The sequence below is a fragment of the Azoarcus sp. Soil_N_20 genome, from assembly GCF_057656155.1.
This window is the reverse complement of record NZ_JBDGKX010000002.1, coordinates 25,653-41,071: the sequence shown is the minus strand read 5'-3', so window position 1 is coordinate 41,071 and position 15,419 is coordinate 25,653. Positions and strand designations below refer to the sequence as shown.

At 68.4% G+C, this 15,419-nt stretch carries 12 protein-coding genes; 9 read left to right on the top strand and 3 right to left on the bottom strand.

Annotated elements, in window-relative coordinates:
* Window positions 1-49 precede the first annotated feature (49 nt).
* Entirely contained in the window at window positions 50-1,441 is a 1,392-nt protein-coding gene (locus AC3A35_RS04715; protein WP_487434763.1) for a phosphomannomutase/phosphoglucomutase, read from the top strand.
* A gap of 665 nt (window positions 1,442-2,106) precedes the next feature.
* Here the strand turns inward: AC3A35_RS04715 and alaS are convergent.
* Complete coding sequence (gene alaS / locus AC3A35_RS04710) at window positions 2,107-4,728, bottom strand: alanine--tRNA ligase (RefSeq protein WP_487434762.1); 2,622 nt, start codon at window positions 4,726-4,728, stop codon at window positions 2,107-2,109.
* 149 nt (window positions 4,729-4,877) lie between these two features.
* Here alaS and AC3A35_RS04705 point away from each other — a divergent pair, with 149 nt between their 5' ends.
* From AC3A35_RS04705 to AC3A35_RS04690, 4 genes are all read left to right on the top strand, one after another.
* Entirely contained in the window at window positions 4,878-5,429 is a 552-nt protein-coding gene (locus AC3A35_RS04705) for a cob(I)yrinic acid a,c-diamide adenosyltransferase (RefSeq protein ID WP_487434761.1), read from the top strand.
* 203 nt (window positions 5,430-5,632) lie between these two features.
* Window positions 5,633-7,735, top strand: a complete 2,103-nt coding sequence (locus AC3A35_RS04700) for a protein-disulfide reductase DsbD family protein (RefSeq protein WP_487434760.1) — start codon at window positions 5,633-5,635, stop codon at window positions 7,733-7,735.
* Window positions 7,736-7,843: 108 nt separating this feature from the next.
* The gene (locus AC3A35_RS04695; RefSeq protein WP_487434759.1) at window positions 7,844-8,482 is read left to right on the top strand and encodes an alpha-ketoglutarate-dependent dioxygenase AlkB family protein; all 639 of its coding nucleotides are present in this window, start codon (window positions 7,844-7,846) and stop codon (window positions 8,480-8,482) included.
* Window positions 8,483-8,635: 153 nt separating this feature from the next.
* The gene (locus AC3A35_RS04690; RefSeq protein ID WP_487434758.1) at window positions 8,636-9,715 is read left to right on the top strand and encodes a flavin monoamine oxidase family protein; all 1,080 of its coding nucleotides are present in this window, start codon (window positions 8,636-8,638) and stop codon (window positions 9,713-9,715) included.
* Window positions 9,716-9,790: 75 nt separating this feature from the next.
* Here the strand turns inward: AC3A35_RS04690 and dinB are convergent, their stop codons facing one another.
* Window positions 9,791-10,900 (bottom strand): DNA polymerase IV, encoded by a 1,110-nt coding sequence (gene dinB, locus AC3A35_RS04685; protein ID WP_487435363.1) that lies wholly within the window; start codon window positions 10,898-10,900, stop codon window positions 9,791-9,793.
* A 303-nt stretch (window positions 10,901-11,203) separates the two neighbouring features.
* Between dinB and AC3A35_RS04680 the strand changes: the two genes are divergently transcribed.
* A complete protein-coding gene (locus AC3A35_RS04680) occupies window positions 11,204-12,229 on the top strand; it encodes a patatin-like phospholipase family protein (protein ID WP_487434757.1) in 1,026 nt (341 codons plus the stop codon).
* A gap of 102 nt (window positions 12,230-12,331) precedes the next feature.
* On the opposite strand, the gene aroG is transcribed toward AC3A35_RS04680, so the two are convergent.
* Window positions 12,332-13,417, bottom strand: coding sequence for a 3-deoxy-7-phosphoheptulonate synthase AroG (gene aroG, locus AC3A35_RS04675; RefSeq protein WP_487434756.1), 1,086 nt, complete (start codon window positions 13,415-13,417; stop codon window positions 12,332-12,334).
* A 173-nt stretch (window positions 13,418-13,590) separates the two neighbouring features.
* Here aroG and AC3A35_RS04670 point away from each other — a divergent pair, with 173 nt between their 5' ends.
* The 3 genes from AC3A35_RS04670 to AC3A35_RS04660 are packed head-to-tail and all read left to right on the top strand — an operon-like array spanning window position 13,591 to window position 15,275.
* Window positions 13,591-13,992 (top strand): COG4315 family predicted lipoprotein, encoded by a 402-nt coding sequence (locus AC3A35_RS04670; RefSeq protein ID WP_487434755.1) that lies wholly within the window; start codon window positions 13,591-13,593, stop codon window positions 13,990-13,992.
* Window positions 13,993-14,007: 15 nt separating this feature from the next.
* Complete coding sequence (locus AC3A35_RS04665; protein ID WP_487434754.1) at window positions 14,008-14,511, top strand: sigma-70 family RNA polymerase sigma factor; 504 nt, start codon at window positions 14,008-14,010, stop codon at window positions 14,509-14,511.
* Entirely contained in the window at window positions 14,511-15,275 is a 765-nt protein-coding gene (locus tag AC3A35_RS04660; RefSeq protein WP_487434753.1) for an anti-sigma factor family protein, read from the top strand. The genes AC3A35_RS04665 and AC3A35_RS04660 overlap by 1 nt, the downstream gene beginning before the upstream one ends.
* Window positions 15,276-15,419 lie beyond the last annotated feature (144 nt).

The following is a 15,419-nucleotide window of genomic DNA, read 5'->3' as shown; positions in this document are numbered from 1 at the left end:
CTCTGGCATACTATGCTGCACTGCAAACACCCCCGATCAGGAAGCCCACATGACACCGACTGCGCACGCCCTGCCCGCCACCGAAATCTTCAAGGCCTACGACATTCGCGGCATCGTCGACAAGACCCTGACCGCAGCTGCCGTGCGTGCGATCGGTCACGCACTCGGCTCCGAAGCCGTGGCCCGCGGCCAGAAGGCAATCGCGATTGGCCGTGACGGCCGCCTGTCCGGCCCCGAACTGGCCGGCGCACTGGCCGACGGCATCCGCGCCGCCGGTGTCGATGTGGTCGATATCGGCTGCGTCCCCACGCCGCTGACCTATTTCGCCGCCTACCAGCTGGGCACCAACTCCTGCGTGTCGGTCACCGGCAGCCACAATCCGCCGGATTACAACGGTCTCAAGATGGTGCTCGGGGGTGAAACCCTGTACGGCGACCAGATCCTCGCCCTGCGCCAGCGCATTGCCGACAACAACCTGACCCACGGCGCCGGCACCCTCACCCATGCCGAAGTGGTCGAGGCCTACCTCGACCGCATCATCGATGACGTCAAGCTCGCCCGCCCGATGAAGATCGTCATCGACTGCGGCAACGGCGTCGCCGGCGCCGTCGCACCACAGCTGTTCAAGCGCCTGGGCTGCGAACTGGTCGAACTGTTCTGCGAGGTCGACGGCAACTTCCCCAACCATCACCCCGACCCGTCCAAGCCGGAAAACCTCGCCGACGTGATCCGTGCGCTGAAGGAAACCGATGCCGAACTCGGCCTCGCCTTCGATGGCGACGGCGACCGCCTCGGCGTGGTGACCAAGGATGGCGAGATCATCTACCCCGACCGCCAGCTGATGCTGTTCGCCGAGGACGTGCTGTCCCGCGTGCCCGGCGGCGAGATCATCTACGACGTGAAGTGCACCCGCAATCTCGCCGGCTGGATCCGGGACCGTGGCGGCAAGCCGACGATGTGGAAGACCGGCCATGCGCTGGTCAAGGCCAAGCTGCGCGAGACAGGTGCCCCGCTCGCGGGCGAGATGAGCGGCCACATGTTCTTCAAGGAGCGCTGGTTCGGCTTCGACGACGGCCTCTATGCCGGCGTCCGCCTGCTCGAGATCCTGTCGCGCCACCCGGACGGCAACGCGGTGCTCAAGGGCCTGCCCGACGCGGTCAGCACGCCCGAACTGAACATCAAGATGAACGAAGGCGAGCCCTTCGAACTGGTGAAGCGCCTGAAGGAAGGCGCGGCCTTCGCCGGTGCGCAGGAGGTCATCACCCTGGACGGTGTGCGGGTGGAATACGCCGACGGCTTCGGCCTGGCCCGTCCGTCCAACACCACGCCAGTGGTGGTGCTGCGCTTCGAGGCCGACAGCGAGAGCGCCATTGCCCGCATCCAGGCGGACTTCCGCAAGGCGATCGAGGCGGTGTGGCCGGGGATCGAGTTGCCGTTCTGAGGTTTGGTCTGTTGTATTGCGACGGGGGCTGCGGCGTGAAGATCGGGAACCGGGGTATCGTGCGTCTTTGGCCTGCGGCCGGGGCATTTTCTCCGCTGGCTGCCGCTACGCGGCGCGGCGGAGGCTACGAAAATGCGCGCCCTTCGGGCTCAGACAGTCCTCGCCTGCCCCGCAAACGCCCCACCCACAGGCCAGCATCGGGGTCGGACAGGCTGGTCAAGTTCCCAGATCAAGTCCTGCAAACCGCCCCTATCAACAAGGCCGGCAAACACGCGGCCCGGTCAGGCTACTCGCCGGAAATGCCGCGATAGGTATTGCTCCAGGGCACTCGATGTTTCGTCGTTTCAGGACAGGTTCAATGACTCCCAGACGACCAAGGATTCGGGGGCTTCCTGCGCGGGGCTGTCGAGAGCGCCGGCGCGGGAGGTGCTGCGGCGGAAACAAGGCGGCGCATGTTTGAGCCCGAAGGGCGAGTTTGCGCCGACGCCGCCGCAGTGCCTCCCGCGACGGGAAGCCGCAGGCCGCGAACGTCTGACCCGCGCAGGAAGCCCCCGAAGCCGACCACGGAGTACCGCCTTTCCCGACCGGCGCTGAACTGCCCCAATAACGCAAAACCGGCTCCGCAAGGCAAACCCCGCGAAGCCGGCGCAGCTCCAACCCGGCGCTTATAGCTTGCCGTCCACCCAGCCCGCCACTGCCGCCAGCGCGGCCGGCAGCTTGTCCGGCTCGGTACCGCCGGCCTGGGCCATGTCCGGACGCCCGCCGCCCTTGCCGCCCACCTGCTGGGCGACGAAGTTCACCAGTTCGCCGGCCTTCACCTTCGCAGTCTGATCCGCCGTCACCCCGGCGATCAGCGACACCTTGCCCTCGACCACCGAAGCCAGCACGATCGCTGCCGACTTCAGCTTGTCCTTGAGCTTGTCCATGGTCTCGCGCAGGGTCGGCACATCGGCGCCCTCGAGCACCGCCGCCAGTACCCTGACCCCCTTGACCTCGACCGCCTGCGCCATCAGATCGTCGCCCTGGCTCGCAGCCAGCTTCGACTTCAGCCGCGCCAGCTCCTTCTCCAGCGCGCGCACATTGTCGAGAATACCCGCCACGCGCTCGGCCACTTCCTCGGGCTGCACCTTGAGCAGCGCCGAAACGCCGTGCACCCGGCGCTCCTGCTCCTGCGTGTAATGCAACGCGTTCTCCCCGGTCACCGCCTCGATCCGGCGCACGCCGGCGGCCACGCCGCCTTCGACCAGGATCTTGAACAGGCCGATGTCGCCGGTCCGTGCGACGTGGGTCCCGCCGCACAATTCCTTCGACGAACCGATCGACAACACCCGCACCTCGTCACCGTACTTCTCGCCGAACAGCATCAGCGCGCCCGACTTCTGCGCGTCGTCGAGCGCCATCACCGCAGCCTCGGTCGCCTCGTTGGCGAGGATCTCGCGGTTCACGATCTCCTCGACCTCGCGGATCTCCTCGGCGCTCATCGGTGCGCCGTGGGCGAAATCGAAACGGGTCTTGTCCGGGTCCACCTGCGAACCCTTCTGCTGCACATGCGCCCCAAGCACTTCGCGCAGAGCCTTGTGCATCAGGTGGGTCACCGAGTGGTTGCGCGCAGTGGCGGCACGGGCCGCGGTATCGACCTTCGCCGTCACCCCCTGGCCCACCGCAAGCTTGCCGGTCTTGACCACGCCGTGGTGACCGAATACCGCGGCCTGGATCTTCAGCGTGTCCTCGACCGCAAAGATGCCGGCCGCACCCTTCAGCTCGCCACGGTCGCCGACCTGGCCGCCGGACTCCGCATAGAACGGGGTATGGTCGAGCACCACCACGCCGAGCTCGCCCTCGGCCAGCTCGTTGACCGGTATGCCATCCCGGTACAGCGCCAGCACATTGCCCTTGGCCTCGAGCTTCTCATAACCGTGGAAGGTGGTCGCCGGGCCCTCGTAATCGAGGTTGGTGGCCATCTTGAACTTGCCTGCGGCACGCGCCTGCTCCTTCTGCCGCGCCATCGCCGCATCGAAGGCGGCGGCGTCCACCGTCACCTCGCGCTCGCGGCAGATGTCGGCGGTGAGGTCGAGCGGAAAACCGTAGGTATCGTGCAGCTTGAACGCGGTGTCGCCGTTGAACACCTTGCTGCCGGTCTTCGCCATCGCGTCGAGTTCGGCCTCGACGATCGCCATGCCGTTCTCGATCGTGGCGAAGAAACGCTCCTCCTCCTGGCGCAGCACGTCCATCACGCGGCGCTCGCCGGCGGCGAGTTCCGGATACGCCGCCCCCATCTCGGCCACCAGGTCCGGCACCATGCGGTGGAAGAAAGCGGCGCGCGCGCCCAGCTTGTAACCGTGGCGGATCGCGCGGCGGATGATGCGGCGGAGCACATAGCCGCGGCCCTCGTTGCCCGGAATCACGCCGTCGGCGATCAGGAAGGAACAGGCGCGGATGTGGTCAGCTAGCACCTTGAGCGAAGGCGAATTCATGTCGGCCGCACTGGTTTCACGCGCAGCGGCGGCGATCAGGGCCCGGAACAGGTCGATCTCGTAATTGGCATGCACGCCCTGCAGCACCGCGGACACGCGCTCGAGGCCCATGCCGGTATCCACCGACGGCTTGGGCAGCGGATGCATCACGCCGGCCTCGTCGCGGTTGAACTGCATGAACACGTTGTTCCAGATCTCGATGTAGCGGTCGCCGTCCTCCTCGGGCGAACCCGGGGGGCCGCCCCAGATGTGCTCGCCGTGATCGTAGAAGATCTCGGTGCATGGCCCGCAGGGGCCGGTGTCGCCCATCATCCAGAAGTTGTCCGAGGCGTAGCGCGCGCCCTTGTTGTCGCCGATGCGGATCACCCGCCCGGCCGGCACGCCCATCTCCCGCGTCCAGATATCGTAAGCCTCGTCGTCCTCGGCATACACCGTGACCCACAGCTTGTCCTTGGGCAGCTTGAACACCTCGGTGAGCAGCTCCCAGGCGTAGGCGATCGCATCGCGCTTGAAGTAGTCGCCGAAGCTGAAGTTGCCCAGCATCTCGAAAAAAGTGTGGTGGCGCGCGGTATAACCGACGTTCTCGAGATCGTTGTGCTTGCCGCCGGCACGCACACACTTCTGCGAGGTGGTGGCACGGCGGTAGGGACGCTTGTCGAACCCGAGGAAGACGTCCTTGAACTGGTTCATGCCGGCGTTGGTAAACAGCAGGGTCGGGTCTTCGTGCGGGACGAGCGACGACGAAGCGACGATCTGGTGACCCTTCGATTCGAAGAACTTGAGGAACGTGTCGCGAATTTGGGCAGATTTCATGTAAGTTGGCGTTCAGACAGGACGTGGCGCCCGGCGCTGCAGGCGAATGAGTCAGTTTATCATGAGCTTAAAGCGCATTCTGAGGTGCGCTGCGCGGTCATGCACTCCCCTATAATTGACGTTCACGTCAACCAACAAAAGAGACCACCATGGGACACCGCCTCTCCAAGATCTACACCCGCACCGGCGACGCCGGCACCACCGGCCTGGGCGATGGCAAGCGGGTGTCGAAGAACAGCCTGCGCATCCATGCGCTGGGCGAGGTGGACGAGGTCAATGCGATCGTCGGCCTGCTGCTGTGCGAGCAGCTGCCGGAGGATGTTAGGGCGCTGATGACCGACGTTCAGCACGACCTGTTCGATCTCGGCGGGGAAGTCTGCATCCCTGGCATGAGCATGATCACCGACAAGCAGGTGACCCATCTCGAAACCGAACTCGACCGCATGAACGAACCGCTCCCGCCGCTGAAGGACTTTATCCTCCCCGGCGGGACCCGCGCCGCCGCGCTCGCCCACCACGCCCGCACCGTGTGCCGCCGCGCCGAGCGTGCGCTGGTGGCGCTCGCGCTCGAGGAATCGGTCAACGACGGTCCGCGCCAGTATCTGAACCGCCTGTCCGACCTGCTGTTCGTGCTCGGCCGCGTACTCAACCGCGCCGGCGGCCGTGACGACGTGCTGTGGCAGAAGAGCAAGAACGCGTAAGTGCCGGGCGGTGCTGCCCGCCCGGGCGCACACGCGCCCGCTGGCTGGGGCCGGCGCGCGCAGCGCCGCGGGGGACAGTGCGCCCGCTTCGCGAAGCGTGAGCCGATGCTCCCAGGCCGAGCGCCACGTCGCGACCGGCCCGGGTCGGAACCATCGGACCAGGCCTTTGTCGCTAGAACATATACGCTTCGTTCGAAGACGCCATGCGCCGCCTGTCGCTTACGCTGCTCTTTGCGTTTCTGCTGCTGTTCAGCTCAGCAGCGTACGCCACGACGGTCGTCAGCACCCCGCAGGTCCGGGCCGAACTGCTGGCCCACGCGCCCGAGGGCCTGGGCGCCGGCAAGCCGGTGTGGCTCGGCCTGCAGTTGCAGCACCAGCCGCACTGGCACACCTACTGGAAGAACCCGGGCGACTCGGGCCTGCCGACCACCCTCGAATGGACCCTGCCCACCGGGGTCGGCGCCGGTGCGATCGACTGGCCCGCACCGCGCCCGCTCCCCCTCGGCCCGCTGCTCGACTACGGCTACGAAGGCACCGTGCTGCTGCCGGTCGCGCTCACGCTGGCGCCAGACTTCGACGCGCCCACCGTAGACGTGCGCGTGCGCGCCGACTGGCTGGTGTGCCGTGAAATCTGCATCCCGGAGGGCGGCGACTTCGCCCTTGCGCTACCGGTCGGCCCCGCGATCGACGCCCACCGTGATGCCTTCGGCCACGCCCTCGCATCGCGTCCGATCGAACTTGCCGGCATCGATGCCCGAGGCCGAGTCGTCGGCGACACGCTGCTGACCACGATAGTCGGCCTTCCAGCCGACCTGATCGGCCGCGACGCCCGCTTCCTTCCCGAAACCGAAGGCCTCATCGACCATGCGGCGCCGATCGTCCAGCGCTGGCATGACGGCAGCTGGGAAGCACGCGTTCCGCTGTCACCGCAGCGTAGCCACAGTCCGGCACTGCTGCCCGCCGTCATTCTGATCGACAGTCACGCGCTGCGCGTGCAGGCAAGCGTCGATGGCTGGGCCACCACACCCGCTACAGGCGCTTCCGCGCTGCTCCCTGCACGCCCTGCCGCCGCGGCCGAAGGCGAACCGGTCACCGGCATCGGCGCCGCCCTGCTGCTCGCCGCGTCCGGTGGCCTGCTGCTCAACCTCATGCCCTGCGTGTTTCCCATCCTGGCGCTGAAGGTGCTCGGCTTCGCCCGCCATGCCGGCGATCGCCGCCAGCTGGCGATCGGCGGCATTGCCTACGGCACCGGGGTGGTGCTCTCCTTTCTCGCTCTCGCCGGCGCCATGCTCGTTCTGCGCGCAGCGGGCGCGCAACTGGGCTGGGGCTTCCAGTTGCAGGAACCGGCCTTCATCGCCGCGCTCGCGCTGCTATTCACCCTGATCGGACTCAATCTTGCCGGCGTGTTCGAACTGCCCGCCATTCTCCCCGCCTCCGCCGCCAGCTGGCAGCTACGTCATCCGGCTGCGGACGCCCTCCTCACCGGCATCCTCGCGGTCGCGGTCGCCTCGCCGTGCACCGCGCCGCTGATGGGCGCCGCGCTCGGTTTCGCCCTCACCCTGCCGCCCGCGCATACCCTGCTCGTGTTCGCCGCCCTCGGTGGCGGGTTCGCCCTTCCCTATCTGATCGCCAGCCTGGTCCCGTCGGTGGCCCGTCATCTGCCGCGTCCCGGCCCCTGGATGGCCCGACTGCGCACGCTGATGGCGTTCCCGATGTTCGCCACCGTCGTCTGGCTGTTGTGGGTGCTCGGCATCCAGGTCGGTCTGGATGGCGTGATCGGCGTGCTCGGAGCGCTCGTCGCCATCGCCCTGGCGACCTGGGCGTGGGCCCTGCCCGGCCGCAGCCGCTGGTGGATCGGGATTCCAGCACTCGCTGTGGTCGCCGCCGCCACCGTCTGGTCGCTCCCTGCACTGCAAAACGCAGCGCCCGCGGTCACGGCCACCGCCCGCCCGTGGGCCCCGTGGAGCGCGCTCGCGGTGGCCAGGCTGACGGCAGCAGGCCACCCGGTCTTCGTGGACTTCACCGCGGCGTGGTGCGCCACCTGCCAGTTCAACAAGCGCACCACGCTCGCCGACCCGGCAGTCCTGGCCGATTTCGACCGCGCCGGCGTGACCCTGCTGCGTGCCGACTGGACCTCGCGCGACCCCGCGATCAGCGCCGAACTCGCGGCGCTCGGCCGCGGCGGGGTCCCGGTCTATGCGCTCTACGCCAGTGCAGACGTGCCGCCCCATATCCTCAGCGAGCTCCCGTCCGCCACCGAGATCCGCTCGGCCCTCGCCACCCTCGTCCACAAGGAGTTGCCCTGATCAGCAGATCCATTGCCGCCCTGGCCGTGGGCGCCACCGTCGTCCTGTCGCCGCCGGAAACGAAAGCGGCCCTGAGGAGTACCGCCTTCGTGCGCTATGCTTTCGGCCATGAAGCCTGCCACGGTCGCGCCCCCTTCCCACCCGCTTACCCAGTCCGGCCCCATGGCCCTGATCGATGTCTGGGCGTTCTGCGACAAGGCCGACGCCACCACCCTGCTCGCCAACCTGCTCGCCGAAATCCCGTGGAACGACGGCGGCTTCGTCGCTGCCGGACGGCGTTTCGAGTTGCCGCGGCTGCAGGCCTGGTTTGCCGACCCGGGGATCGATTACTGCTACGCACAGAACCTGCAAAACTCCCATCCGTGGTCGGCCCGGCTGCAAGCGCTGCGCCTGCAGGTCGAGGCGCTTACCGGCACGACCTTCAACGCCGTCCTCGCCAATCTCTACCGCGACGGCGGAGACAGTGTGGGCTGGCATGCCGACGACGAGGACGACCTCGGTCCCACACCGCATATCGCCTCGCTGAGCCTGGGTGCCAGGCGCCACTTCCACTGGCGCCCGAAACCGGGCGCGAGCGGCGATGACGGCGCGCTGGCCTTGCCTTCCGGCACGCTGCTGCTGATGCGGGCGCCGTTCCAGCAGTTCTGGGAACACGCGATACCGCCCGAACCGGAGATCCGCGCCCCGCGCCTCAACCTCACCTTCCGGTTCATCCATCCGCTCGCAGGCAACGACCCACGCACCTGAAGCAAACCCCACAGCCTGCACCCGATTGCCGGCAATCCGACATGCCGCGCCGCCAACGCAGGCCCGAGACGCGCCGCAGGGAGCGTGCTCGGGCAGCTGGAACGAAGCTTGCGGAGAGAGCGTCGTCCTGAGCGATCCCGAGGGGGTGACACCATGCTTGAAACGGCAATCATCGGCGGCGGCCTGAGCGGACTCGCGCTCGCCAATCTGCTCCACGGCGCGAAACGAGACTTTGCCCTGTTCGAGGCCCGCGACCGCCTCGGCGGGCGCGTGCTGGGGACTGCAGACGGCCACGACCTCGGGCCGACCTGGTACTGGCCCGACCATCAACCGCGCATCACCCGCCTGGTCGCCGATCTGGGACTGGCCAGCCTTCCGCAGTGGGAAGCCGGCAAGCACCTGCTGCAACAGGAGGCGGGGGGCAAGCCGACCCTGTTCGAACAGGCCGACATCCACGGCGGCGCGCGCCGTCTCGCCGGCGGCATGGGCATCCTGATCGATGCCCTCGCGGCCCGCCTGCCGCCGCGGCGCTTGAATCTCGCCCACGCACTGACCGGGCTGCGCGACCGCGGCACCCACATCGAGCTGTATCTGAGCGAAGCCCGCGGCGAACGCATCCTCGCCGCCCGCAACGTCGTGCTGGCGATGCCGCCGCGCCTGGTCGAGGAGCACCTCGCCTTCGACCCGCCACTGTCCCTGCGCACCCGGCAGGCACTGCGCGACAGCCCGACCTGGATGGCCGCCCAGGCGAAGCTCCTCGCCACCTACCCGGACGCTTTCTGGCGACGCCAGGGGCTCTCCGGCACCGCCTCGACCCGCCATACGCAGAGCGTGCTGGCGGAGACCTGGGACGCCGGAGACGACAGCGATCGCGCCGTGCTCGGCACCTTCCTTGCCCTGCCGCCCGCCCGCCGCGACGATTTCCGTGCCGGCCTCGACCTGCTCGCGGTGAGTCAGCTCGGCCAGTTGTTCGGCCCCGCCGCGCACGACGGCGAACGCCACTACCAGGACTGGGCCGAAGAGCCGCACACCTGCAGCACGCTCGACCGCAGCCCGCCGGTCGCCCACCCGCACTACGGCGATCGCGAACTGCAACGCGCGTCGTGGCAGGGCAAGCTCCACTTCGGCGGCACCGAAACCGCCGCTTACGGGGGCGGCTACCTGGAAGGCGCGCTGGAAGCCGCCGCCCGCATCCGCCGCGAACTCGGGCTCGGCTGGACGCTCGCGGCCTGACCGCCCCCCCGCCGGGCCCTGCTCACTGCCGGCGGCTAGGGAGCGCCAGCGCCCGGCCCGGCATTGCGATCGGCTTCAGTCGCCGGCTACCGTAGCCGACGACAGGGCATCGAAAAGCGCGATCTGGCCGGCGCCAGCGCTCGGCCCGGGCTCGTCGGCGAAGCGGACCCCGACTCCGAGCAATCGTACCGGACGCGCTCCGCGCGCATACCCTTCGCCGAGCAGGGCCTGCCACACGCCCTCGTCCGGGGTCGGGCACACGCACTCGGCGGTGGTCTGGCTGAAGTCGGCAAACTTGATCTTGACCACGGCCTTGTGCACCGGCCGGGGCTCCCGTGCGCGCTCGAAGCGGCGGCGAAATTCGTCGATCAGCGGCGGCAAGGCGGCGCGACAGGCGGCGAGATCGGGCAGGTCGAGGGCATAGGTGGTCTCCACCGACAGCGACTTGCGGATGCGGTCGGGCCGCACCGGCCGCTCGTCGATGCCCCGGCACAGTCGATACAGGCCGGCACCGAAGCTGCCGAACGCACGGGTGAGCTCGGCCAGGCTCCACGCCCGCAGCTCACCGCAGGTCGCCACGCCGAGGCGGCCGAGCTTGGCCGCGGTGACCTTGCCGACGCCGAGCAGCTTTTTCACCGGCAGCGCGGTGACGAAGGCATCGACGTCCTGCGGTCGCACCACGAACTGACCATCCGGCTTGTTCCAGTCGCTCGCCACCTTGGCGATGAACTTGTTCGGCGCGATCCCGGCCGACGCGGTGATGCCGACTTCGGCGCGGATCCGCGCGCGGATCTCCTGCGCCATCAGCGTGGCCGACCCCTTGCAGTGTTCGACCCCGGTGACGTCGAGATAGGCTTCGTCGAGCGACAGCGGCTCGACCAGCGCCGTGTAGTCGCGATAGATGGCGAGAATGCTGCGCGACGCGGCGCGATAGCGCTCGAAGTCCGGCGGCAGGAGCACGAGCTGCGGGCACAGCTTGAGTGCGCGCATGGTCGACATCGCCGAATGCACGCCGAACGCACGGGCCTCGTAGTTGCAGGTCGCGATCACGCCACGCGTTTCGGCCCGCCCGCCGACCGCCAGCGGGCGGCCGGCCAGCGACGGCTGGTCGCGCGTTTCCACCGCGGCGTAGAAGCAGTCGCAGTCGCAGTGGATGATCTTGCGCTGCGGCGCCGTCACCGCCATGTCGGGCTGCCTGTCCTGCGCCATTGGAAATGCCTGAATGTTCTCACCCCGATCGGTTGTCGTCACCGTGTTCGCGCTCCGCCGCCCGCGGCGTGGTCCGCAGCCGCGATGATCGTGCCGGTCGACGCGATCCGCAAACGCCGACCCGCCACCTCGGGCAGGATACCGACCCTGCCGCGCACTGACGACGGCGGTGCTCGCCGGCGTCGCGACGGCAGCGCCGAACCAGTGCCACGCCGCGCTGGCGGCGCGCGGACGAAGCAGGCATGCTTGAGGCCGTCATCGGTCGGGAAGGATATCGCCATGCTGTTTCGCCGCCCCCCCGTACAAACGATCAACCTCGCCCTGCAGGGAGGAGGCGCGCACGGGGCGTTTACCTGGGGCGTGCTCGACGCCCTGCTGGAAGATGGACGCCTGCGCTTCGACGGCATCAGCGGCACCAGCGCCGGCGCGATGAACGCGGTGGTACTCGCCCACGGCCTGCTGCAGGGCGGCCGCGATGGTGCGCGCACCGCGCTGGAGCGATTCTGGAATGCGGTGGCGGCGGGATCGCCGGCCGACCTGCCGTTCGCCGCCGGCAACGATGGCGGGATCGGGGTCTCGTCCGGGGTGCGGATGATGACCCAGTGGATGCAGCATTTCTCGCCCGAACAACTGAATCCCTTCGCCGTCGATCCGGTGCGCGACATCCTCGCCGCTCACATCGACTTCGAGCGCCTGCGCGCCGCCAGTCCGGTGAAGCTGTTCGTCGCCGCGACCCACGCCAACACCGGCCGGTTGCGGCTGTTCCAGGCCCACGAAATGAGCGTGTCCACGGTCCTCGCCTCGGCCTGCCTGCCGACCGTGCAACGCGCGATCGAGATCGACGGCGAGCCTTACTGGGACGGTGCGTATTCGGCCAACCCGGCCGTGTTCCCGCTGTTCTACGAGTGCGCCGCGAACGACATCCTGCTGGTGCTGCTCAGCCCCCTGCTGCATGGCGACACGCCCCATAGCGCCGAAGAGATCCGCGCCCGTTCACTGGATCTCGCGTTCAATTCGACCTTCCTGCGCGAAATGCGCATGTTCGCCCACGCTCGCGAATACGCCGAACGCTCGCACGCGCCGCGCGGGCGCCTGGAGCGCCACCTGCAACAGACGCACTTCCATCTGATCGAGGCCGAAGAACTGCTGAGCCAGCTTGCCGCCGAAACCCGGATGACGCCCAGCCTGACCTTCGTCAACATGCTGCGCGACCAGGGCCGCAGCCGTGCCCAGGCCTGGCTGACGGAGCATTTCGCCGCGCTCGGGCGGCGCTCGTCGGTCGACCTGGGGCAGCTGTTCTACTGACGCGGGCTCAGGCGCGAACACCGCCCGTCGCGACCTCCGGGCGTACCCGAAAAACCGGGTTACACGCGCCCCGCTTCCCCATCCCGTCACCCGCGCCCGGGTTCAGTCCAGTTCCGCGGCCCGCTTCACCCGGCGCTGGCGCACGCCTTCGGCGAGAATGTCGAGCACCATGACGCTGTCCTCCCAGCCGATGCAGGCATCGGTGATGCTCTTGCCGTACTCGAGCTCGACGCCCGGCTTGAGGTCCTGGCGGCCTTCCTTGAGGTGGGATTCGACCATCACCCCGATGATGCGCTCGTCGCCGTTCGCCATCTGGCCGGCCACGTCGCGCGCGACGTTGATCTGCAGCCGGTGCTGCTTGCTGCTGTTGGCGTGGGAGAAATCGACCATGACCTTGCCCGGCACTCCGCCGGCGGCGAGATCCTTGCACGCCGCATCCACGCTCGCGGCATCGTAGTTGGGGGTCTTTCCGCCGCGCAGGATGGCGTGGCAATCCTCGTTGCCGCGGGTCGACACGATGGCCGAGTGCCCGGCCTTGGTCACGCTGAGGAAATGGTGCGGGGCCTGCGCCGCCTTGATCGCATCGACCGCGATGCGCACATTGCCGTCGGTCCCGTTCTTGAATCCAACCGGACACGACAGGCCCGAGGCCAGCTCGCGATGCACCTGGCTCTCGGTGGTACGAGCGCCGATCGCGCCCCAGCTGATCAGGTCGGCAATGTACTGCGGCGTGATCATGTCGAGGAACTCGGTGCCGGCCGGCAGGCCGAGTTCGTTGACCTCCCACAACAGCTTGCGCGCCAGACGCACGCCCTCGTTGATCGCGTAGCTGCCGTCGAGATGCGGATCGTTGATCAGGCCCTTCCAGCCCACGGTGGTGCGGGGTTTCTCGAAATAGACCCGCATCACCACCAGCAGGTCGCTCTTCAGCCGTTCGGCCTCGGTCTTGAGCTTGCGCGCATACTCGAGCGCCGCCGCGGCATCATGGATCGAGCATGGCCCGATCACCACCAGCAGGCGATCGTCGGCGCCGTAGAGGATGCGGTGGATGGCCTGACGCGCCTCATACGCGACCTCGGCCGCCTTCGCGGTCGCCGGAAACTCGCGCAGCACATGGGCCGGCGGGACCAGCTCCTTGATTTCCGAGATACGGACGTCGTCGATATGAAGCTTCATTGAGGCGGGCATGGCAACACTCTGCGGTCAGGCTTTAGGGAGCCTGCGATTTTAGCCCAAGTCCCCGCCCCGCTGCGCCCGCCATACGGCGGAATCGCGAACAACGAGAAAAAAATCCCGGAGGGAGGGAATAATCCCATCCTGCCAGCTGTTCATGCAGTACACCCTCACCAAGGAGCCTTGCCATGAACACCCGTATCCAGTCCGCCCTGCGCCGGATGTCGGCCCCCGTCGCCCTTGCCGTCCTCACCGGATGGAGCGGCGTGGCCCTGAGCGACGCGGCGCCGGCGAGCGCACGCGACGGCGTCCTGGCCAATGCCGCAGGCATGACCCTGTACACCTTCGACAAGGACCCCGCCGATGCCAGCAAGAGCGTCTGCAACGGTCCATGCGCCACCAACTGGCCACCACTTGCCGCCGATGCCACAGCCAAGGCGGATGGCGACTGGAAGCCGGTCAAGCGCGACGACGGCAGCATGCAATGGGCCTACAAGGGCAAGCCGGTATACCTGTGGATCAAGGACCAGAAGCCCGGCGACCAGACCGGCGAAGGCGTGAATGGCGTGTGGCACGTCGCCAAGCCCTGAGCCGCGACGCCCGCCATGCTGCAGGAGCGTGACCTGCTGGCCGAGATCCCCCGCCTGCGCCGCTATGCGCGCGCGCTGACGGGGGACGCTACCCGCGCGGACGATCTCGTTCAGGACACGCTCGAGCGGGCGCTCGCCAAGTGGCTGCTGTGGCGCCCGGGCAAGTTGCGCAACTGGCTGATGACGATGATGCACAACCTGTTCGTCAACGATGTCCGCGCCCGCTCGGCGCTCGAGTATCGCGACGGCGACACGCTGCCCGAACTGGCCGTGCGCGCGGAACAGGGTGACGGCCTCGCGCTGCGGGATCTGGATCGCGCCCTCCTCGCGCTCGCACCCGAGCAGCGCGAGGTCCTGCTGCTGGTCGGTCTCGAGGACCTGCGGTACGACGAGGTGGCGCGGATCACCGGGGTCCCGGTCGGCACCGTGATGTCGCGCCTGTCCCGTGCGCGGACCCGCCTCAGGACGCTGTTGTCCGAAGGCGAACGCCTGCCGTCCCATCTCAAGGTCGTGAAGTGATGACGAACAACGCGCCGATCTCCGAAGACGACCTCCATGCATGGGCCGATGGCCGGCTCGACGGCAAGCGCCGGGCCGAGATCGAAACCTGGCTTGCCGACCATCCGGACAGGGCATCCGCGCTCATCGACTGGCGCGAGCTGAACGCCCGGCTGCACGCCGGCTATGATCCGGTGCTGCGCGAAGCAGTCCCGGCACGACTGCGCGACACCGTCCGCCGTCCCCGCCGCGCGCTGAAAATCGCCGCCGCCGTGGGCTGGATCGCGCTCGGCAGCGTGCTCGGCGTCGGCGCCGGCTATCGCCTCGGTGGCGAGCCGGATGCGCCTGCGGCGTCGACCCCGGTCGCCCGCCGTGCCGCGGTGGCGCACGCCGTGTTCAGCCCGGAACAACGTCATCCGGTGGAGGTCGGTGCGGAGCAGGAGCAACATCTGCTTGCCTGGCTGTCGAAACGGCTCGGCCGGCCGCTGCAGATTCCCGACCTGGGGGCCCACGGCTACCAGTTGATGGGCGGGCGCCTGCTCGCGGCCGAGGCCGGGCCGGGGGCCCAGTTCATGTACGAGAACGATGGCGGCGAACGGCTCACGCTCTACGTCAGCGCCGACCCGGACCAACGTACCAGCACCGAATTCCGCTTCGCTGACGAGGCCGGCGTCAGCGTGTTCTACTGGGTGGACGGCGGACTGGCCTATGCCCTGTCCGGCCGCCTCGGACGCCAGACCCTGCTCCCCGCCGCCGATACGGTGTATCGACAACTCACCCGTTGACAACCGACCGGCACGCGGATTCTCCAGGCGCACGAACGGACGCCACCCGCTGTAGATCAGAGCCTGCCAGGAGGCTGTCGGACTTGAGCGATCGCCGCGCGCCGGGTGGGAAAGCGAGGACAGATTCGGCCGTTTTTGAGGCGC